This is a genomic window from Gilliamella sp. CG16, assembly GCF_046635785.1.
Taxonomy (GTDB): Bacteria; Pseudomonadota; Gammaproteobacteria; order Enterobacterales; family Orbaceae; genus Gilliamella; species Gilliamella apicola_I.
The window spans coordinates 84,269-103,463 of record NZ_JBIDFL010000007.1 but is presented as its reverse complement, the minus strand read 5'-3'; the positions used below and the strand labels follow the sequence as shown (position 1 = coordinate 103,463).

Sequence of the window (19,195 nt, the reverse complement as noted above, 5' to 3'; positions counted from 1 at the left end):
ACTAAGCGCTCACCATTGAGCATCACTGCTTTTTTATCTTCCAGTCCCGCCATTTGAATGACCACTTTACGGTCTTGGGCACTGGTGACGATGCCCTGATGGTTTATTCGGCTTTCACCAAAGCCCGGTATGGTGCTATCTGATTTTAATTGACCAAATAATAAATTCGACGAGGTAGATTGGAGGTTAGATTTGCTATAGGAAATAAAATCACTGTCGGTTTGTGCACTGCCATAACCTAATGTCTTAAAAAATGTCGCATAAACATTGTCTTTCAAACCGTCATAACTGGTGGTGGTTAAAATCGCTTTATACTCGCTATCAATCGATAATGGCTCACCATTATCCGTATCGCCATTCCATAATACCGCTTCATAAGGGCTGATATCACTAAAACGGAAAGTCTTTAAGGGATATTGGTTATCTAAATCAGATTGTCGGTAAATGGTGATTTGGTATTCCGCAATTTTGGTTGGATAGTTGGTATAAACATAAAGCCCCATTGGTGTTGTAAATAATCCTTGTGAAGTTAACTTCACTTTAGGATTATAGATACTTAAATTAAGCTTTTCTTTTGCATTAAACTCATCCCGGATAATGTTCAATTTGGGCACGTTATCCGTACCGGCATAAACACCATTTGAGCCGAGTAAAAAAGCAACACTTATCCCCAAACAAAGCGGATGTCGGGTCCAGTTATGTTTTTTCATCTAATTTATTTCCTTTCTTTTAATAGCTATTATTTTTATTTATTGTTAGTTCAGTTAAATGTCTTTTATTAACATCTATACCGATTATCGTTTTAAGTTAACATTTAATTAATAATTAATGATTTAAATAACATTTTAGTTTGAGACTTTTTGAGCTGACATAACATATTGATCGAATAAAACGATCAATAAATAATAAATATTTGCCTTAAACTATCAAGATATCATCAAGTTAATATCTTTATGTGTATTTTTTATACGCTCTATCTTTTCGTTGAAATAAATTAGTTAGCAAATTGCTATCTTGCACAACACATTGACCTAAAATCTGAAAGGATGCCGCATTAATACTGTTTTTGAAAAGTCCGTATTGAGCAGCCGAGATTACACTGTATTTATTGTCTATTGATAATAGTTCTTTTATAACAGTAACAGTCTTTTCAAATAGCGCTGTAACAAAATGGCTATGACTGAAAAACAATGTTTCTAATTGACGGTGATTATCTAAATTAGGTTGCTGATATATCTCATTGTGAGATCCGACATTTTTAATCGGATAATTTGTATCTTTATAAAATCCCAAAGAAGCAAGAAATAACTTTTGTAAGGTGAATCCAGAATGGTAGATGCCTGAGTTCAATTTTTCTGTTGTATTTAATTCATCATCAATAGATCTAAGCATGATTAAATTAGTCATTGTTTTAGCGAAAGCAAAAATTGATCCAAGCAAAATCAACAAACCTATTACCAGATCAGAAAAAATACGGAACCGTTTACATTTATTCATGAATTAGAATTTCCTTTCATTTTATTGCAACTCTGTTATTAAATTTAGGTTGATGACCTTAAACGATATAAAGAAAAGATAAAATTTACTAAAAATTTAATAGCTAAAACTTTACTATTATTTTCACTTATTCTAAGTTTAGGTTGAAACCGCATCAACTCCTTATTTGCTAAGAGTTGTAAGCGGTTAAACAGCAAATAAAACAGATTATTATCAATTTCAATTACCTTCACGGTAAGCTTTTCTTAAGAAGTGAAATTTAAAATTAACAAATCGGGGTTAATTAAATAACTATTGTTTCTTTAACAAAGACCATCATAATATAAATAAATCAATATAATATGATGGCACGACAATTTTATATCCTACCTATTGTCTAATATACTACTGACTTTGATAAGATAGTTGCGAGACTCTTGTGAAACATGGGAAGTAACCAATTTTCGATATACTTGCTGTGGGGTCATAGAATTGATAATGTTAATCGCTTCGTTACGATCATTAGAGAAGGTACGAAGTACACTACCTGCACCACCATTATAAGATGTTATCATTGCGTATCTCAAAGAAATAGGATTATTAATTCCAGCTAGATATTTTGTTTTTAATAGTGATAAATAAGCGGTACCCATATCAACATTATTTTTAGGATCGAGTAAAAATTGCCTGCTAGGTTCCCCTGATTTTCCCCTTAATGAAAAAATATCGCGTCCAGCAGTATGTTGTTGAACTTGCATTAATCCAAGTGCATCACTACGGCTCACAGCATAGGGGTTAAATGCCGATTCAACTTCCATAATCGCTAAAATTAATCGTTCATCTATAAGGTAACGATTTGATGCTTCAATCACTAACGGTAAAAATTTTCTGGCGCGCTGATTGATATGATTAGGAACAAGTTTAATTTCAACATAAGTAATTTGATGAGAACCCGATGTGCGAACTTGCATATTATGAGCAAGAACATAGTCAGCAAAGTTATTGGCTCTACCACTCCAACGAATAGGTTGCATTTCTTGGTCAAGCACCTGATTATACAAAAAAGGCTCTTGTGACTGATCCTGCCCCATTTTACCATGACGAATAATATCATCTGGTTCTGGCATTAGTAGCGTTGAAACAATAGCATCTTTTAAACTGATTATAGGCATATCAGACAATGTTTCTATCGTAATCACCCCAGAAACAAAGTTAATATGAACTCGCGTTTCTAAATTATCCTCATATTGAACATAATCTTTAGGTCCCGCAATAAGCACCTCTTTGGGCCCCCATATTTGTTCAATATTATTAGCATATTGGCTGATTAAAATATTAAATGCATTGGTATCTTTAACATAATAATCTTCATTATCGAAATTTGCATTTTTACTAGGACAACCCGCTAAAAAACTTGCAGTAACAAATAATGTAATAATTTTTATGTTATTTTTCATGTGATTTCTCAATTTTGTGGTTTATAGCCATCAATAATGATATCTTCACCATCAAATAAAAATTTAACCATTTCATCTTCAATTTTTTTTCGATGTTCAGGATTCATCATATTGAGTTTATTTTCGTTGATTAACATGGTTTGTTTTTTAAGCCATTCTTGCCAAGCTAGTTTTGAAATTTCGTTATATATACGCTTGCCAAGCTCTCCCGGATATAGCTGAAAATCCAAACCTTCCGATTCTTCTTGTAAATAATGGCAAAATATAATGCGGCTCATATTAATCTTTTTCCAAATACAATTAAAAATAGTGTCCAATTATAACTGAAAACATTTATGTAAAAGAAGAAAATTATTCGGTCGCTATCCTGCGCAAAACTTTCAAATTGAATTTTAATTCAAATAAAATGAATAATTATTTACTTTACTAAACCTCTATTTGGCATAAAATAGATTGCAACATGTCAATATAGGTAAGGATGTAACAATGCAACATAACGTTTCTCGAGAACTGTTTGATAAAGTCATTTTACCCGTTTATTCACCCGCACAATTTATCCCCGTTAAAGGTGAAGGTAGCCGGATTTGGGATCAAAATGGCGTAGAGTACATCGATTTTGCTGGTGGCATTGCAGTAAACGCTTTAGGGCATTGCCACCCAAGATTAATCAAAGCATTACAAGAACAAAGTCAAAAATTGTGGCATGTCAGCAATGTGTTTACTAATGAACCGGCATTAATGCTTGCTCAAAAACTGATTGACTATACTTTTGCTGATCGCGTATTTTTTGCCAATTCAGGGGCGGAAGCCAATGAAGCAGCGTTCAAACTTGCTCGCTATTATGCCACAAAAAAGTTTCATCCTTATAAAACTAAAATTATTTCTTTTTACCAATCTTTTCATGGACGCACTTTTTTCACGGTTTCTGTTGGAGGTCAAGCAAAATATTCCGATGGATTTGGCCCTAAGCCAGCTGATATCGTTCATGTTCCGTTTAATGATCTTAATGCTGTTAAAGCGGTCATGGATGATCATACTTGTGCGGTCGTCCTTGAACCGGTACAAGGGGAAGGCGGCTTAGCATCGGCTACACCTGAATTTTTGAATGGTGTTAGGTTGCTTTGTGATGAATATAATGCCTTGCTAATATTTGATGAAGTTCAATGTGGCATGGGACGAACAGGCAGTTTATACACCTATCAACAATACAATGTGATACCGGATATTTTAACCTCCGCTAAAGCATTGGGTGGCGGATTCCCGATTAGTGCAATGTTAACCACCGATCAAGTATCCTCTGTGATGCATGCTGGTGTACATGGTACCACTTATGGTGGTAATCCTCTTGCTTGTGCAGTAGGCTGTGAAGCGTTTGATATTATCAATTCACCAGACGTGCTTTCAGGGATCGAAAAGCGTCGAGCAATATTTATTGCTAAACTGGAAGAAATTAATGACAAATTCAATGTGTTTAGAGAATATCGAGGAAAAGGGTTACTTATTGGCGCTGAATTACAACCTGAGTTTCATGACAAAGCTCGCGATTTTTTGAACGTCGCAACAGAATATAAAGTAATGATTTTAAATGCCGGTTCAAATGTATTACGTTTTACACCTTCACTGATTATATCAGAAGATGAAATCCAAGAAGGGATGAACCGATTTGCAAAAGCCGTTGAAAAAGTTGTCAATGCTTAAGTTTTTCTATACAGTAACAGCATTTTAATCGATTAAATGCTGTCTACGCATTTATAGGATACTTATTTATGTACGATATTCGACCATTAAATTATGCAAAAACTAAATTTATATTAAGTGCACCGGATATTTCACATTTGCCCTTTGACGGTGGTGTAGAAGTCGCATTTGCCGGTCGCTCAAATGCAGGAAAATCGAGTGCGCTTAATACGCTGACTAACCAAAAAGGGTTGGCCAGAACCAGTAAAACACCGGGGCGGACTCAGCTTATTAATCTTTTTGAAGTCGAGCCTAATTGTCGGTTGGTTGACTTGCCAGGATATGGTTATGCGCAAGTGCCAGAAACAATCAAGCGAAAATGGCAGAAGTCATTAGGGGAATACCTACAAAAACGTGAAAGCCTTAAAGGTTTAGTGATATTAATGGATATAAGACATCCTTTAAAAGATTTAGATCAACAGATGATTGAATGGGCGGTATCGGTGAACATTCCCGTCATGTTGTTATTGACCAAAGCAGATAAGCTGGCGTCTGGAGCGCTCAAAAAACAAGTTAATATGGTCAAAGAAGCCATCTTACCTTTTCAAGGTGATATTACAGTATCCCCTTTCTCATCACCAAAACGTATTGGTCTTGAACCATTAAAATGGCAATTAAACGAATGGTTTAACCAACAATAAAAGAGAAAATTAATGAATCATCCTGCTTTTTCATTCCAGACGCTATCCCCTGAATTTATTCTTGATTGTTTATTGTCTATCGGGATACGTGTTGATTCGGGTTTAATAGCATTAAATAGCTATGAAAATCGTGTCTACCAATTTATGGATGAAGAGCGAATACGTTATGTTGCTAAGTTTTACCGTCCACATCGCTGGAATCGAGAGCAAATTCTTGAGGAGCATCAATTTACCCAAGCATTATTTGATGCTGAAATCCCTGTTGTTACGCCTATAATAGTCAATAACAACACTCTGCATGAATATCAAGGTTATTTGTTCTCGCTTTTTCCAAGTATAGGCGGCAGACAATACGAATCTGATAACATTGAACAAATGGAGTCAGTCGCACTGTTATTAGGTAGAATGCATCAAATTGGCGCTCAAAAAAACTTTATACACCGACCGACAATCGGTCTTGAGGAGTACCTTTATCAGCCTCAAGAGGTACTTTTATCTTGTCAGTTTATTCCTAAAAATATTCATTCAGCGCTTAGAACAAACCTGACACACCTAATTAAAGCCGTTGAACAACATTGGCATAATGATTGGCAATGCATCCGTTTACATGGTGATTGTCATATTGGTAATATATTATGGCGAGACCAAGCCATACTTGTCGATTTTGATGATGCACGTAATGGCCCTGCAATTCAAGATTTATGGATGTTACTGAATGGTAATCGTCAAGAACAACGTCTACAACTTGATACGTTAATAGAAATGTATCAAGAGTTTAACGATTTTGATAGTCAACAAATTAAATTAATTGAGCCATTAAGAGCAATGAGAATGGTTCATTATCTGGCTTGGATTATTACACGTTGGCAAGACCCGGCTTTTACTGCTGCTTTTCCTTGGATCACAGATGTTGATTTTTGGTATCAACAACTCAAGGAATTTGAACAGCAAACTAAAGCAATTTACTCACCACCTTTAGCATTGATGTCGGCATTTTGAATTATAAACTCATCTAAAAATAAATTAGTTAGCAATGAATCTTGCCAATAATTCCGTTAAGTTAGGAGATTGTGCAATGAGTTTTTCTTTATGAGTCTTAGAAAGTTGTTTGATACGATACTCAAGCTTTAAAGCTGTGGATTTATCCCCAACATAAACTTGATAGACAAGCGTAAGATCTTGATGACCTTTCAAATATTTAGCGCCCTGACCAGTTTGATGTTGATGTAAACGTCGACTAATATCAGTAGTAATACCGGTATAGAATGTTTGATTAGCCGTTTTAATAATATAGAGAAACCAAACTGATGACTTATTTAGCATAGTAAACAATAGCAGTTAACGTATTTATCAATAATTTTCAATTATAAGAAAACATTTTAATCAGCGCAAAATTTTGATGATTATAATTAGGTTATGTAAACGTTATAATTATCATCGTTTCATTTACTTTAAGATAGATAGTGTTTAAGATAAACCAATTGTGTTGTTGTATGTTGGAGCCAAGTAATTTGAATAACTTTGCAAATATAATTGAAACTGAACGTGGTGATATGAAGTTCGCTTACGTCCAAAATGATGAAATTGACTATCTTGAACTGTTTGATCACTTTCTGGCAGAGGAAGGTCACCATGAATTACTGGATCCTAGTGATCGTATTGAAAGATATACTTATTTAATTAATCATAATCAAAGCAAATTTATTTTTAAAATTGATGGTGGCGTTGAAAATCGTTTGGAACGTCAACTGATTGCCAAAATAACCGGTGATTTTTATTTCAATTTAATCCATAAATTAGCTAAAATTTCGCAGGATAAATGCGACATAGCTTATGAGCTTTATTTAGTCGCATTCGATAAAAAAACTAAACGCCACTATATGATTTTTAATTTTATCGAAGGTCGTTCATTAACAAGGGACGAAATGAAATTACATGGCGAACAAGTCAAAAATTGTATCGAAAAACTTCATCATTATAATTTAGTCTCTAACGATGTGCATGGCGGTAATTTCATTTTAACGCCAGATGGCAAAATTAAAGCCATCGACTTAACAAATTCAGGGTTTATTTGGCTAACCAAAGCTAACGATGCCATAGAACTGCAAGAACGATTTAATATTAAGATTAAAGTTCCGGCTATGGCTATGGCAATTAAAAAATTCACCCATGGATTTAAACGATTATCACGAAAAATTCGTGGTAAAAAGGTTTAATATTATCTTAATGATGTGAGGTAATTATTTACCTCACTCGCATAACGTCTAAAATTGTTATTGATTTCCACATTTTTAACATTGGTTCTTTTCATTCAATTTTAAATATCAATTTATGGTTAATGTTTATCAATATGAGTAAACTAATCAATAAACCATTTAACACCTATGAGGAGCTAGCCATGAAAGCGTTTATAATTTTATTCACTCTTGTTGCAGTGCTAACGGGCTGTACATCGCCCAAAATGGCGTCGATTTATCAAACCCAAGGCGTCGAAATATCACAAAACGCATCGGGCGATGATATTCTCAATAAATATAGCAAAACAATACCAACCCAAAATCTTCATTCTTCCTTGTCGCTGTGTATTGCACAAGAACTCAATAATGGACCAGTTGTGCTAACAAACGAAAGTTATTTTGGATCACCTTGGTGGTATTCATACAACATCCCTAATCAACAATCGATCACAATAAATGGGGGGCAAACGATTAAGCTAGTTGAAGGAAATCATGTTGTTGCCAATGCCATAACCGACTATCATTATAACGCTAAATATTTTGTCAGTTATACTTTAACGGCTACTCACCATCAAAACAATATTCATTATCTATTTAGCAACATTAAACAGGCTCAACAATATACGGGTTCGACAGTAAATGATGGTTTTGAAAACGTTAAAACTTTACAACGATCACATCCTGACTTAGTTATCGATGCACTAAATAAAGAAATCAATAAGATCCAATCATGTTTATTAAAATAATAACACGTTTTATTTGAATTAAATTTTTCTGAACTTATTAAGTATTAAACCAAAATCACCGTATTTAATATTTTAGTGTCATTAAACAGAAATCATTAACATACGGTTTGAAATACTGGTTTTAGATCAGGACATAATTTAAAGCGAATATTTTAACAAGCACAATTAAGATGCAAAAAACCAAAACAGTGACAAAATACGATAACCCAATCGCTTCATACTATTTATACTTTTTCTGTTTAATTAAATTTTTTTAAGTTTTGTTATTAATTTTTATAATCGGCAATGATAATCTTATTTAAATTACATTCCACGTTATTTATTTACACTTTGCAACATTTTTTTATGTTTTAATTTGAAATATATCAAATTAAATTAGCGATATAACTAATCTGTATCAATTATTGCTTTTAATCATTTACTGCTTGGATATCTTTGTTAAAATAATAGTAATAAATGATGATTTCCTTTTTTATAAAACGATAATTATGCTATTACTTGAAATAAACGTTTTTAAGCGGTGCTATTCCTATAAAGGATCGACTTCCAAAACAAGTTGTTTATTTTCAGTATGCTAGATTAACAATATGAAAAAGTTTTTTTAACTATCTGTAAATATTTTTTTTTAGTAAGATATTTTTTATTAGATGCGCTAAATTATTTTAGTCATATATTGCGTATGTTTTTTAAACAGAGCAAAAGATCATAATGGAGAGCATGAGGTTAGCCTATGCGTGATAATGAACCACAAATACTTTCGTCAATTTTGACGCAAGATTCTTCTTTATTGCATATTCAAGAAAGAATATATGCGTTAAAAAAATTAGCTAATGTTGTATTTGATCTATTGCCTCCTCCGTTAAATGTTCAATGTCGGGTATCTAATTTTAGGCAAGGTATTCTCATTCTTGAAGTCAGTTCAGCGAGTTGGCTTACTCGGCTAAAATATGAACAAAGCAATTTATTAACCGGTATTCGCAAAAACCTATTGCCATCTTTAGCATCAATTCAATATCGTATTAATCCTGATATTGCTGCACCTTCATCCCAAAGGGTTAATCATTCGTCAAATGATGCTACAATGAACAGTACCATGACACAAATTAGTGCAACTTATTTATATGCATTAGCAGAAAATGCACCAAATAAACTAAAAAAACAATTGATTAAACTTGCTAACCATGCAAAATGATAACTAGCAAGTTTATATTAATTTTATATAATCAGACTATATAAAGTACAAGGAGTAATTTATGGAAAAAGACATCATCATTTATATTTTAATTGGATTAGTGATAGGCTTGATTGTTGGCGCTATTTTAATGAATGTGGTTAGTCCTAAAGCTCGTCAATATGCAAATACCAAACGAGAGCTTGATAAAGCACAAGAAGAGTTGAAAACTCAAAAACAAATGATTGCTCAACATTTTTCCCACAGTGCTGAAATCTTAGATAATATGGCTAAAGAGTTTAGACGTCTTTATCAACATATGGCAGAAAATTCGCAACAGATTATTGGTAGCGAAAATATGCCTAATCTTAGTCTTGATGAAAATAATTCTGACAGTAGCCCAAAATTAGTTTTAGAAAAGCAACCTAAAGATTATTCTGATAATCCTTCAAATTTATTTAAAACGGATGATCAACGGTCTTAATACGAATTCACTAGTAAGCGCTAGTACAAGTTTCTATTATTTTTAAATTATTCGAAAAGCGAGAGTTGTAAAATGAACAATTCAGTAAAAAAACAAAAAAAACTATTAAGTGTTATTGCTTTAAGTATAAGTATAAGTTTATCGATGTTTTCAAATGCTTATGCTGCTTTTCCATCGATACCTACCGATAATAATACTGAAAAACCGAGTTTGGCTCCAATGCTAGAAACAGTATTACCGTCTGTTGTCAGCATTAAAGTTGAAGGTGTTGCTCAGATGCAAAATAACATGCCAGAGGAATTTAGACGTTTCTTTGGTTATCCTGACAGTCAATCGAGAGCGTTTACTGGTCAAGGTTCTGGTGTCATTATTGATGCTGAAAAAGGCTACGTAGTAACCAATAATCATGTTATTGAAAATGCAGATAAAATCATTATTTCTTTAAATGATGGTCATGAGTATCAAGCCAAATTAATTGGTAAAGATCAACAAAGTGATATTGCATTACTGCAAATTCAAGATGGTAAAAAATTAACCGCACTGAAACTCGCTGATTCGGATAAATTACGTGTTGGTGATTATGTTGTGGCAATTGGTAATCCTTTTGGAATTGGTCAAACGGTTACTTCGGGTATTATTTCCGCGCTTGCTCGTAGTGGACTTAGTATGAATGGTTTTGAGAATTTTATTCAAACAGATGCGTCAATTAATCGAGGCAATTCAGGTGGAGCCTTGGTCAATTTAAATGGTGAATTAGTTGGAATTAATACCGCTATTATTGCACCTAGTGGTGGAAATGTAGGTATCGGTTTTGCAATTCCAAGTAATATGGTGAAAAATTTAACTTCGCAATTAATTGAATTTGGCGAAGTCAAACGGGGTGTATTAGGTATAAAAGGAAATGAATTAACTTCTGATATTGCAAAGGCGTTTGATCTCGAAATTCAAAAAGGCGCATTTGTTAGTGAAGTTATCGATGACTCGGCCGCAAAGGAAGCCGGTATTAAATCTGGCGATGTGATTGTGTCAATGGATGGAAAACCCGTTGATAGTTTTGCCGAATTACGAGCTAAAATTGCTACCGCTGGTGTTGGACGAACTGTTGAATTAGGTTTAATTCGTGACGGTAAAAATCTAACCGTTAGTGTAAAATTAAAAAATAGCGACGAATCGACGACCGAAGCAAAATCTTTACACGCTTCCCTTGACGGCGCTATATTAACTAATGGTGAAATTAAAGGACAAAAAGGTGTAATTATTGAGAGCATTGCTAAAAATTCACCTGCATCAAGTTTAAGCCTGCAAGAAGGCGACCTTATCACGGGTGTAAATAAAACACGTGTCAACAATATTGCGGATCTTCGCAAAATTATTGACAGCAAACCATCTGCAATTGCGCTAAATATTGTTCGGGGTGATAGCCGTTTATATTTAATTTTACGCTAATTCCTGAATAAATTTTTTTTCGTCGATGCTTTTGTATCGACGAAAATCATTAATTTCAACATCTAGTCAGATGTGCTAAAATCTTCTTATCACCCTTTACAATCAAATCATTATGCTTAAGAAAATTTTATGGCCTATATTGATTGGTACTGTTTTAGCGATAGTGCTATTGATTATATTTCCGACCTTGCGCAATGGAACACAATCAAACTTTTCAAGATCAATCTTTGATAACGAACCCATAAGTTATTCTGATGCTGTCAAAATTGCTGCACCCGCGGTTGTGAATATCTACAGCCGTTCAGTGAATGCAATGTCTCAACAATCGACAGATAACCCAATTACACCACTAGGTTCTGGGGTAATTATGAGTAAGCAGGGTTACATTATTACTAATTATCATGTTGTTGATGGTGCAGAACAAATTATCGTTGCTTTACAAGACGGACGAATTTTTGAAGCGCTAACTGTTGGTTCTGATAAACTGGTTGATATTGCAGTTCTTAAAATTGAAGCTACCAATATACCAACAATTCACATCAATCCTAACCGAGAACCAAAGATTGGAGACGTTGTTTTAGCTATAGGTAATCCATATAATATTGGGCAAACCATTACGCAAGGTATTATCAGTGCAACAGGACGTGATGGTTTAAGTCCTTATCGTCGACAAAACTTTATTCAAACTGATGCATCAATTAACCATGGTAATTCTGGAGGGGCACTCGTCAATACTAAAGGTGAATTAGTCGGAATTAACACCCTAACCTTTGCTAAAAATTTAGGAAATGAAGTACCCGAAGGTATCGGTTTTGCCATTCCAACGGCCTTAGCGGTAAAGATAATGAATAAATTGATTCAAGATGGCAAAATAATTCGCGGTTATATTGGTATTGATGGATTAGAATTTACGCCTACTCGAAATCCAAGCGATATGCCGGTTGTTTTAGGTATTTTGGTTACTAATGCCGAAGGTCCCTCTTTACAAGCCGGAGTACAAACAGATGATATTTTAATTATGGTTGATAACAAGCCTGTAAAATCCATTATTCAAACAATGGATCAAATAGCCGAGTTGAAACCAGGCACAACCGTCCCCATAGTAGTATTGCGAAACGGTGAAAAGGTTGAGTTACAAGTAACTATTGGTCAGTTACCTGTTTAAACAAGGCTTTTATTGCTTGATTACCAGCAGTTTAAAGCGTATAATTCGCAACCTTAATCATGTTTTTTAACACTCGTATGGTGTATAGACTTTGCTTTCACAGCCGTTTATATAGCGATACGAACCAACTCTAGAGGCTTATTATGAAAGAAGGTATTCACCCAGAATATAAAGCAATTACAGCAACGTGTTCTTGCGGTAATGTTATCAAAACTCATTCAACTATTGGTCATGATATTCATCTTGACGTATGTGGTGAGTGTCACCCATTCTATACTGGTAAACAACGTGATGTTGCAACTGGTGGACGTGTAGATAAATTCAAACAACGTTTTTCAATGGTTGGCGGTAAAAAATAGTTTTTGTTGTAACGATTTTTCGTTATTATCATAAAAAAAAAGGCGCTTTATGCGCCTTTTTTATATCCCTTCTCTAATGATACTGAACGATGATAACCATTTAATTTTTATTCATCAATCAGATCAGGATCAATACCTAAATCCCTCATCATTTTTTGAGCTTGCTGTGGAATACCATCTTCTCGATCCTTTTGTAAGTCTTCATCACATGGTAAAGGCTGCCCTGTATAAGCATGCAAAAAAGCTTCACAAAGAAGTTCACTATTGGTTGCATGACGCAAATTATTCACTTGTCGACGAGTACGTTCATCAGTCAATATCTTTAAGACTTTTAACGGAATTGAAACAGTAATTTTTTTTACTTGCTCACTTTTTTTACCGTGCTCTGCATAAGGGCTGATATAGTCGCCATTCCATTTCATCATTTTTCCACCAAATTACATCACAAATAATGTGGATAATTTTAACGTTTTTTTTGTTTTACTGCAATCTACACACCAAGATACTTAGACGTCTAGACATGTTGACGTCTTTATTAATTGTGTTATTCTTATACAACTGATATCTAAGAATAAATCAAGAGGTCTAGGAAGGTTATTATGGCTAATCAATCTAACAATCAAAGCCAATGTGCTAATTTAAATCAAGGGACGATTGCTGTCCGGGGTGGTCTAAATACCGATGATCAATACGGTAGTGTCGTTCCAGTGATTACACCTTCAACATGTTACCGCTATGAAGAGTTTGCAAAACCCAGAGAATTTGATTATGGTCGAAAATCAAATCCTAGCCGACGATTAGTTGAACAAACCGTCGCAAAATTGGAAGGTGGAGCGGATGCCATATTAACGAATTGTGGAATGTCAGCCATTCATTTAGTTAGCGTTGCATTATTATCCCCTAATGATTTAGTGGTTGCGCCTCATGATTGCTATGGTGGCAGTTATCGGTTATTTAACAGCTTAAGCGAACGAGGTCATTTTAAAGCAAAATTTGTTGATCAGTCCGATCCTGTTGCATTGAAAGAAGCGTTAAATCTACGTCCTAAATTAGTCTTAATTGAATCACCAAGTAATCCCCTATTGCGTGTTGTCGATATTCAAGCGATCGCTCGCCAAGCACATGAAGTTGGTGCAATTGTACTTGTAGATAATACTTTTATGACACCTATTCTACAAAAGCCATTAGAACTTGGAGCCGATATTGTCACCCATTCTTGTACCAAATTTTTAAATGGTCATTCCGATTTATTGGCTGGTATTTTAGTCTTCAAAGATCAAAAATTAGCAACAGATGTCTTATGGTGGGCAAATAATATTGGTACATTAACGTCATCATTTGATAGCTACTTATTATTACGTGGATTACGTACTTTAGCTGCTCGTGTCAAATTACAACAAGACAATGCTAAACAGGTGGTTGAGTTTTTAGTGAATCATCCTAAAATTGCTAAAGTTTTCCATCCATCTTTACCGTCTAATCTTGGTCACGATATCGCAAAAAAACAGCAAAAAGGGTTTGGTTCCCTCTTAAGTTTTGAATTGGTCGGTAATGCTGATGTTATGCCTAAATTTTTAAAAGCGCTGAATATATTTACGTTGGCACAATCATTAGGTGGAGTTGAAAGCTTAGTCTGTCACCCTGCAACGATGACCCATTCAGGAATTAGCGCCGAAGCACGTAAGACGGCTGGCATTTCCGATCAACTATTACGCATTTCAGTTGGATTAGAAGATATTGATGATTTAATCGGTGATTTAGAACAAGCATTAGCGGCTATTTAGCTTTAATTATACAATTAAATTATGGGTTGATGATTTTCACTATTATAATCTTTTTCATCAATCCTTTTAAGATTTAATTAATTGATTTTGATGATGAATTTTAAATCTTATTTGCCGTAATGGATAATTTTATTTTGAATTGCGGTAAATATCTCATCAAGTGAGTGTCGTTTGGCTCGTCCGCAAATTTTTGCTACTTCATCACACACTAGACATTGCCTTGGACGTTGTTCAAATTGAGCTCGAGAAAGGCTCTGTTGGGTAGTGGGATCAATAACATCAATATCCCATAATCGTCCTAAAGGATGATTATCTTCAATATCAATACAAAATTGTTTTAACTTTTCTGTTTGGCAAGCTACCGAAATAATCGCTTCAAACCCTGTGATTTGATGATAATGCTGTTCATTCACGATAGTAATATTGTTTGTACTCAAACAGTGATGTAATGCTTGGATCGCTTGATTAAATAGATAGTGTGCTCCACTACTATTTTTAATAGCCCCTGGAATAACCAAACAAAGTGAGATGATTGGTTGTTGATAGTGTGTGATTGCAAAAAGTTGATTGGCAACTCGTTTTTCTTTCGCAAGTAACATCTGTTCAAGCGTGATTGGCGTACCATCATCAAATTTTACTATCATTGTGGTTTTGTCTGCTATTTAGATAAAAGAAGGCAATAGCATGTCATCATGTCATGCTATTGCAAGTTAGTTAGTCTTTAACTTCGCGTACGACATCAATCACCGAACCATCTCGGTAATGAACAATACCAACAATTTTATCCTTAAATTCAATTGGTTTTGGTTCACCAGTCAATGACACCGCACGTTGGTAAAGCTCTTCAATGCTCATCACCGGCAAGTTTGCTGCTTTTAAACGTTCAGCGATTTCTGGACGATTAGGGTTAACAGCAATACCATGGTCAGTTACAAGCACATCAACGCTCTCACCTGGTGTTACAACAGTGGTCACTTTCTTAATCACAGTTGGAATACGGCTACGAATTAATGGCGCAACAATAATGGTTAAGTTTGCACCAGCAGCGGTATCACAGTGACCACCAGACGCACCTCGCATAACACCATCCGATCCCGTTAATACATTAACGTTATAATCAAGATCGATCTCTAATGCACTAAGGATAACAATATCTAACTCATCAACACTTGCCCCTTTCGATGCAGGGTTTGCATAGACATTGGTTGAAACTTCGATATGATCTCGGTTTTTACCTAAAGATTGTCCTGCGGTACCATCAAAACTTTGCGTATCAAGTAAACGTTTAACTAACCCTTTTTCATGTAAATCAACAATACTTGCTGTAATACCACCTAATGCAAAAGAGGCAGTAATATTTTTAGCTCGCATACGATTTTCTAAGAATCGGGTGGCTGCCGTTGAAGACGCACCTGAACCGGTTTGAATTGAGAAGCCATCTTTAAAATAGCCAGAGTACTCGATGACATCCGCAGCATAGCGAGCAATCATTAGCTCACGTGGATTGCTGGTAATTCTTGCTGCACCGACACTGATTTTAGTCGGGTCACCAACTTCATCGACTTTAACAATATAATCGACTTGATCCTGACGAATACTTGCCGGATGATTTGGATAACCAACGATATCTTCAGTCAACAAAACTACTTTTTTCGCAAATTGCGCATCAACCATCGCATAACCCAATGCACCACATTGAGATTTACCCGATACACCATTCGCATTACCTTGTTCATCAGCTGTTGAAACAGCTAAAAATGCGATATCAATGTTAATTTCACCACTTTGAATAAGTTTTACTCGTCCACCGTGTGAGTGAATATGAACAGGATTATCCATTAATCCATGTGAAATAGCATCAGCCAATTTACCTCGTAAACCAGAGGTATAAATTTTGGTAATTACACCTGCTTCAATATGTGGAATCAAGGCAGAGTTACAACTTAACAATGAGCTTGATGCTAACGTTAAGTTTTTAATACCAAGTTTGCTGATCGTTTCAACAACTTTGTTAATGACCTTATCACCTTCACGAAAAGCATGGTGGAAAGAGATCGTCATTCCATCACGTAATTCACATTTATGAATTGCTTGTTCGATAGAATCACATAATTTACGTGTGTATTTTGACTCATCTTTTAAATAAGGCGTTGTTGCATTAGCATCAACAAACGGTGCAATATTTTTTAGATCAGGATGCTGTTTTAGCAAATCATCAATTTTTTTGTCTATAGAAGTCGTCATTTTTTAATCCTATCAAATTTCTTTACGTACACCAGAATATTTGGCTAGCTCAATAATTTTTTGAGCACGTGCAATAATCGGTGCATCAATCATTTTGCCATTTAATGAAACCACACCAAGCCCTTTTCTTTCACCTTCTTCAGCAGCTTCAACCACTTTTTGTGCGTTTTCAACTTCTGCAGCTGTTGGCGCATAAGCATTATGTAGTAATTCAATTTGTCTTGGATTAATCAGTGATTTACCGTTATAACCTAATTTTTTGATTAAGCTAACTTCTTTCAAGAAGCCTTCATCATCATTAACGTTAGAATAAACCACGTCAAATGCATCAATACCCGCCACTCGCGCTGCATGTAAAACAGCACAACGTGCATAAAATAGTTCGGTACCGTCTCCACGCTCAGTTTGCATATCAACTAAATAATCGAACGCAGCTAACGCTATACCAATTAAACGTGGTGAAGATTTTGCGATTGAAACAGCATTTACTACACCTAACGCAGATTCAATAGCTGCCATTAATTTAGTACTACCAACCTCACGACCACACTCTTTTTCAATTCGTTCAACGTGAGCTTCAAGTTCATGGATATCTTCAGCACTATTTGTCATCGGTAGACGTACAACGTCAACACCTGCTCTCACAACAGCTTCAAGATCTTTTAATCCAAATGGAGTATTGAGCGCATTGATTCGAACAACAGTTTCAATTCCATGTTCTTTATAAACCGGAAGACGTAATGTTTGTGCAACCAATAAACGAGCAGAATCTTTTTCTTTTAATGATACTGCATCTTCAAGATCGAACATGATTGAATCAGGCTTATAGACAAACGAAGTGGATAACATCGCGGCATTCGCACCCGGCAGAAATAACATACTTCGACGCAATTTTTTCATAGTAATTTACTCCAATCTAAGTTCTCTTCTTCTGCGCCACGCAATACTGCACATTGTACTCGAGCTTTAATCGCACAATCTAAAGCGCCTTTATCATCAATAATAATTAAACCGTCAGTCACATTAAGACTTGTTAAGGTTTGCTCTACAACGGCGCGTATTTGATCGCCAAATTGCTTATTAACATCACTATTAATAACAATTTCAATTCCTGTATTAGGAGTGACTTTCACTAACAAATCGCTTGATTCGAGAGTGCCAGCCATGGCTTCTTTCTTGATTTTCATTTAGTTACCTTTTGAACGAATTAAATTTTTGACTGAATCTAAATTAACCTCTAGATAGTTCCATGTTGTTTCTGGAACTAATCGTTTTACCTCTTCATATTGCTCATCAGCCAGTAATTTTCTAACCAACGAAGCGGATATGATATCTTCCCCTTCAAGAATGCGCTGAATTTCAACCAACGTCACAACCGGGTAAGGACTAACATCTTTATCCTGTAACCAATAACGCATTGAAGTATTATAAGCATTAGTTATTTGACTGTAGGGCTCGGTTCCAACAAAACGATAGGTAATATTCAGTGCTGGGGCAATATAATTGCGGAAAATTAATAAATCGATCCCCATGCAAGCGTAATCAATTTTATCATTATCTTTTAAAAAATAAGTAGGAAATGTTGCTCTCGATATAATATAGGCTGAACTTGCATGTACCGTGACATTTTTTAAGTGTTTCGATCCCTCTTTCACGAGCTGCAAACGCACATCAAATGGGAATAGTGAAACATTTTCATTTACGACAAAAACATGAAGCCAATCACATTGACTGGCAGCATATTGTAAAAGATGTTGGTGACCTTTTGTAAATGGATTAGCATTCATCACTACACTGCCAATCTTGTTCCCTTCCTTACGGTGTTCACTTAAATATTTACAGTATTGCTTAATTCCAACGGGGGTATTTTCCATTAATACGACAAGATTGTTTACCTCGACGATAGGATAAAATCCACACCCTTTGAAAAAGTCGATATTTTCAGGTTTAGTATATAAAAAGAGATGAAAATGCCCCTGCTCATTAGCATATTTGATAACGTTATCCAACAAAGTCAAATTAAGCTGATTTCCACGATAATCGGGGTCAATCGCAACACATTTAATAATATTGTCATCAATGCCAGCACAAGCCACCATTTTACCGTCCATGTAAGCAACGATAAATATATGGACTTGAGGGTCTAAGTTTAGATCCGATAGCGTTAACAAACGAATAATTTGTTCTCGTTCAGTTAATGATTTAGAGATATCTACCACTGAAAAATCGACTAAACTATACATAATAT

General features: G+C 34.9%; 22 protein-coding genes. 11 read left to right on the top strand and 11 right to left on the bottom strand.

Features of this window, described 5'->3' with window-relative positions:
- The 4 genes from ACGH47_RS08365 to ACGH47_RS08350 form a co-directional block, all read right to left on the bottom strand.
- The coding region (locus ACGH47_RS08365) for a hypothetical protein (protein WP_411623189.1) at window positions 1-710 on the bottom strand (710 nt) is incomplete at its 3' end.
- A gap of 241 nt (window positions 711-951) precedes the next feature.
- Window positions 952-1,497 (bottom strand): hypothetical protein, encoded by a 546-nt coding sequence (locus ACGH47_RS08360; protein ID WP_411623188.1) that lies wholly within the window; start codon window positions 1,495-1,497, stop codon window positions 952-954.
- A gap of 365 nt (window positions 1,498-1,862) precedes the next feature.
- Window positions 1,863-2,933, bottom strand: a complete 1,071-nt coding sequence (gene mltC, locus ACGH47_RS08355; RefSeq protein ID WP_411590418.1) for a membrane-bound lytic murein transglycosylase MltC — start codon at window positions 2,931-2,933, stop codon at window positions 1,863-1,865.
- An 8-nt stretch (window positions 2,934-2,941) separates the two neighbouring features.
- Window positions 2,942-3,211, bottom strand: a complete 270-nt coding sequence (locus ACGH47_RS08350) for an oxidative damage protection protein (RefSeq protein WP_065559651.1) — start codon at window positions 3,209-3,211, stop codon at window positions 2,942-2,944.
- Window positions 3,212-3,419: 208 nt separating this feature from the next.
- Here ACGH47_RS08350 and ACGH47_RS08345 point away from each other — a divergent pair, with 208 nt between their 5' ends.
- The 3 genes from ACGH47_RS08345 (at window position 3,420) to ACGH47_RS08335 (ending at window position 6,310) form a co-directional block, all read left to right on the top strand.
- A complete protein-coding gene (locus ACGH47_RS08345; protein ID WP_411623187.1) occupies window positions 3,420-4,631 on the top strand; it encodes an aspartate aminotransferase family protein in 1,212 nt (403 codons plus the stop codon).
- Window positions 4,632-4,699: 68 nt separating this feature from the next.
- Entirely contained in the window at window positions 4,700-5,311 is a 612-nt protein-coding gene (gene yihA, locus ACGH47_RS08340; protein WP_065559653.1) for a ribosome biogenesis GTP-binding protein YihA/YsxC, read from the top strand.
- Window positions 5,312-5,323: 12 nt separating this feature from the next.
- On the top strand, window positions 5,324-6,310 hold the full coding sequence (locus ACGH47_RS08335) for a serine/threonine protein kinase (RefSeq protein ID WP_411623186.1): 987 nt from the start codon (window positions 5,324-5,326) through the stop codon (window positions 6,308-6,310).
- 24 nt (window positions 6,311-6,334) lie between these two features.
- Here ACGH47_RS08335 and ACGH47_RS08330 read toward each other — a convergent pair whose 3' ends face one another.
- On the bottom strand, window positions 6,335-6,634 hold the full coding sequence (locus tag ACGH47_RS08330) for a GIY-YIG nuclease family protein (RefSeq protein WP_267351934.1): 300 nt from the start codon (window positions 6,632-6,634) through the stop codon (window positions 6,335-6,337).
- 230 nt (window positions 6,635-6,864) lie between these two features.
- Between ACGH47_RS08330 and ACGH47_RS08325 the strand changes: the two genes are divergently transcribed.
- From ACGH47_RS08325 to rpmE, 7 genes are all read left to right on the top strand, one after another.
- The gene (locus ACGH47_RS08325; protein ID WP_411623185.1) at window positions 6,865-7,527 is read left to right on the top strand and encodes a lipopolysaccharide core heptose(II) kinase RfaY; all 663 of its coding nucleotides are present in this window, start codon (window positions 6,865-6,867) and stop codon (window positions 7,525-7,527) included.
- 182 nt (window positions 7,528-7,709) lie between these two features.
- Window positions 7,710-8,294: a hypothetical protein gene (locus ACGH47_RS08320; RefSeq protein WP_267351936.1), complete on the top strand. Its 585-nt coding sequence runs from the start codon at window positions 7,710-7,712 to the stop codon at window positions 8,292-8,294.
- Window positions 8,295-9,024: 730 nt separating this feature from the next.
- The gene (locus ACGH47_RS08315; protein ID WP_267351938.1) at window positions 9,025-9,486 is read left to right on the top strand and encodes a DUF721 domain-containing protein; all 462 of its coding nucleotides are present in this window, start codon (window positions 9,025-9,027) and stop codon (window positions 9,484-9,486) included.
- Window positions 9,487-9,547: 61 nt separating this feature from the next.
- Window positions 9,548-9,949, top strand: coding sequence for a ZapG family protein (locus ACGH47_RS08310; protein ID WP_065559659.1), 402 nt, complete (start codon window positions 9,548-9,550; stop codon window positions 9,947-9,949).
- Between the two features lie 72 nt (window positions 9,950-10,021).
- Complete coding sequence (locus ACGH47_RS08305) at window positions 10,022-11,395, top strand: Do family serine endopeptidase (RefSeq protein WP_324101220.1); 1,374 nt, start codon at window positions 10,022-10,024, stop codon at window positions 11,393-11,395.
- Between the two features lie 112 nt (window positions 11,396-11,507).
- Entirely contained in the window at window positions 11,508-12,560 is a 1,053-nt protein-coding gene (degS, locus tag ACGH47_RS08300; protein WP_267351941.1) for an outer membrane-stress sensor serine endopeptidase DegS, read from the top strand.
- Window positions 12,561-12,703: 143 nt separating this feature from the next.
- The gene (gene rpmE / locus ACGH47_RS08295; RefSeq protein WP_065559662.1) at window positions 12,704-12,919 is read left to right on the top strand and encodes a 50S ribosomal protein L31; all 216 of its coding nucleotides are present in this window, start codon (window positions 12,704-12,706) and stop codon (window positions 12,917-12,919) included.
- A gap of 107 nt (window positions 12,920-13,026) precedes the next feature.
- Here rpmE and metJ read toward each other — a convergent pair whose 3' ends face one another.
- The gene (gene metJ / locus ACGH47_RS08290) at window positions 13,027-13,344 is read right to left on the bottom strand and encodes a met regulon transcriptional regulator MetJ (protein ID WP_065559663.1); all 318 of its coding nucleotides are present in this window, start codon (window positions 13,342-13,344) and stop codon (window positions 13,027-13,029) included.
- 174 nt (window positions 13,345-13,518) lie between these two features.
- On the opposite strand from metJ, the gene metB reads away from it, so the two are divergent.
- Window positions 13,519-14,703: a cystathionine gamma-synthase gene (gene metB, locus ACGH47_RS08285; protein WP_411623184.1), complete on the top strand. Its 1,185-nt coding sequence runs from the start codon at window positions 13,519-13,521 to the stop codon at window positions 14,701-14,703.
- 107 nt (window positions 14,704-14,810) lie between these two features.
- On the opposite strand, the gene citX is transcribed toward metB, so the two are convergent.
- The 5 genes from citX to citC all read right to left on the bottom strand — a co-directional run bounded on the left by citX (window position 14,811) and on the right by citC (window position 19,190).
- Window positions 14,811-15,347 (bottom strand): citrate lyase holo-[acyl-carrier protein] synthase, encoded by a 537-nt coding sequence (gene citX / locus ACGH47_RS08280; protein ID WP_220215743.1) that lies wholly within the window; start codon window positions 15,345-15,347, stop codon window positions 14,811-14,813.
- A gap of 70 nt (window positions 15,348-15,417) precedes the next feature.
- The gene (gene citF, locus ACGH47_RS08275; protein WP_267351946.1) at window positions 15,418-16,947 is read right to left on the bottom strand and encodes a citrate lyase subunit alpha; all 1,530 of its coding nucleotides are present in this window, start codon (window positions 16,945-16,947) and stop codon (window positions 15,418-15,420) included.
- A 12-nt stretch (window positions 16,948-16,959) separates the two neighbouring features.
- Entirely contained in the window at window positions 16,960-17,847 is an 888-nt protein-coding gene (gene citE, locus ACGH47_RS08270) for a citrate (pro-3S)-lyase subunit beta (RefSeq protein ID WP_065559667.1), read from the bottom strand.
- On the bottom strand, window positions 17,844-18,134 hold the full coding sequence (gene citD / locus ACGH47_RS08265; protein WP_065559668.1) for a citrate lyase acyl carrier protein: 291 nt from the start codon (window positions 18,132-18,134) through the stop codon (window positions 17,844-17,846). The genes citE and citD overlap by 4 nt, the downstream gene beginning before the upstream one ends.
- Window positions 18,135-19,190, bottom strand: a complete 1,056-nt coding sequence (gene citC, locus ACGH47_RS08260) for a [citrate (pro-3S)-lyase] ligase (RefSeq protein WP_411623183.1) — start codon at window positions 19,188-19,190, stop codon at window positions 18,135-18,137. It abuts the gene before it with no gap.
- Window positions 19,191-19,195 lie beyond the last annotated feature (5 nt).

What these genes read in the sequence shown, in the direction of transcription:
- ACGH47_RS08360 (WP_411623188.1), bottom strand. Translation starts at nt 1,497, where the DNA reads ATGAATAAATGTAAACGGTTCCGTATTTTTTCTGATCTGGTAATAGGT.
- mltC (WP_411590418.1), bottom strand. Translation starts at nt 2,933, where the DNA reads ATGAAAAATAACATAAAAATTATTACATTATTTGTTACTGCAAGTTTT.
- ACGH47_RS08350 (WP_065559651.1), bottom strand. Translation starts at nt 3,211, where the DNA reads ATGAGCCGCATTATATTTTGCCATTATTTACAAGAAGAATCGGAAGGT.
- ACGH47_RS08345 (WP_411623187.1), top strand. Translation starts at nt 3,420, where the DNA reads ATGCAACATAACGTTTCTCGAGAACTGTTTGATAAAGTCATTTTACCC.
- yihA (WP_065559653.1), top strand. Translation starts at nt 4,700, where the DNA reads ATGTACGATATTCGACCATTAAATTATGCAAAAACTAAATTTATATTA.
- ACGH47_RS08335 (WP_411623186.1), top strand. Translation starts at nt 5,324, where the DNA reads ATGAATCATCCTGCTTTTTCATTCCAGACGCTATCCCCTGAATTTATT.
- ACGH47_RS08330 (WP_267351934.1), bottom strand. Translation starts at nt 6,634, where the DNA reads ATGCTAAATAAGTCATCAGTTTGGTTTCTCTATATTATTAAAACGGCT.
- ACGH47_RS08325 (WP_411623185.1), top strand. Translation starts at nt 6,865, where the DNA reads ATGAAGTTCGCTTACGTCCAAAATGATGAAATTGACTATCTTGAACTG.
- ACGH47_RS08320 (WP_267351936.1), top strand. Translation starts at nt 7,710, where the DNA reads ATGAAAGCGTTTATAATTTTATTCACTCTTGTTGCAGTGCTAACGGGC.
- ACGH47_RS08315 (WP_267351938.1), top strand. Translation starts at nt 9,025, where the DNA reads ATGCGTGATAATGAACCACAAATACTTTCGTCAATTTTGACGCAAGAT.
- ACGH47_RS08310 (WP_065559659.1), top strand. Translation starts at nt 9,548, where the DNA reads ATGGAAAAAGACATCATCATTTATATTTTAATTGGATTAGTGATAGGC.
- ACGH47_RS08305 (WP_324101220.1), top strand. Translation starts at nt 10,022, where the DNA reads ATGAACAATTCAGTAAAAAAACAAAAAAAACTATTAAGTGTTATTGCT.
- degS (WP_267351941.1), top strand. Translation starts at nt 11,508, where the DNA reads ATGCTTAAGAAAATTTTATGGCCTATATTGATTGGTACTGTTTTAGCG.
- rpmE (WP_065559662.1), top strand. Translation starts at nt 12,704, where the DNA reads ATGAAAGAAGGTATTCACCCAGAATATAAAGCAATTACAGCAACGTGT.
- metJ (WP_065559663.1), bottom strand. Translation starts at nt 13,344, where the DNA reads ATGATGAAATGGAATGGCGACTATATCAGCCCTTATGCAGAGCACGGT.
- metB (WP_411623184.1), top strand. Translation starts at nt 13,519, where the DNA reads ATGGCTAATCAATCTAACAATCAAAGCCAATGTGCTAATTTAAATCAA.
- citX (WP_220215743.1), bottom strand. Translation starts at nt 15,347, where the DNA reads ATGATAGTAAAATTTGATGATGGTACGCCAATCACGCTTGAACAGATG.
- citF (WP_267351946.1), bottom strand. Translation starts at nt 16,947, where the DNA reads ATGACGACTTCTATAGACAAAAAAATTGATGATTTGCTAAAACAGCAT.
- citE (WP_065559667.1), bottom strand. Translation starts at nt 17,847, where the DNA reads ATGAAAAAATTGCGTCGAAGTATGTTATTTCTGCCGGGTGCGAATGCC.
- citD (WP_065559668.1), bottom strand. Translation starts at nt 18,134, where the DNA reads ATGAAAATCAAGAAAGAAGCCATGGCTGGCACTCTCGAATCAAGCGAT.
- citC (WP_411623183.1), bottom strand. Translation starts at nt 19,190, where the DNA reads ATGTATAGTTTAGTCGATTTTTCAGTGGTAGATATCTCTAAATCATTA.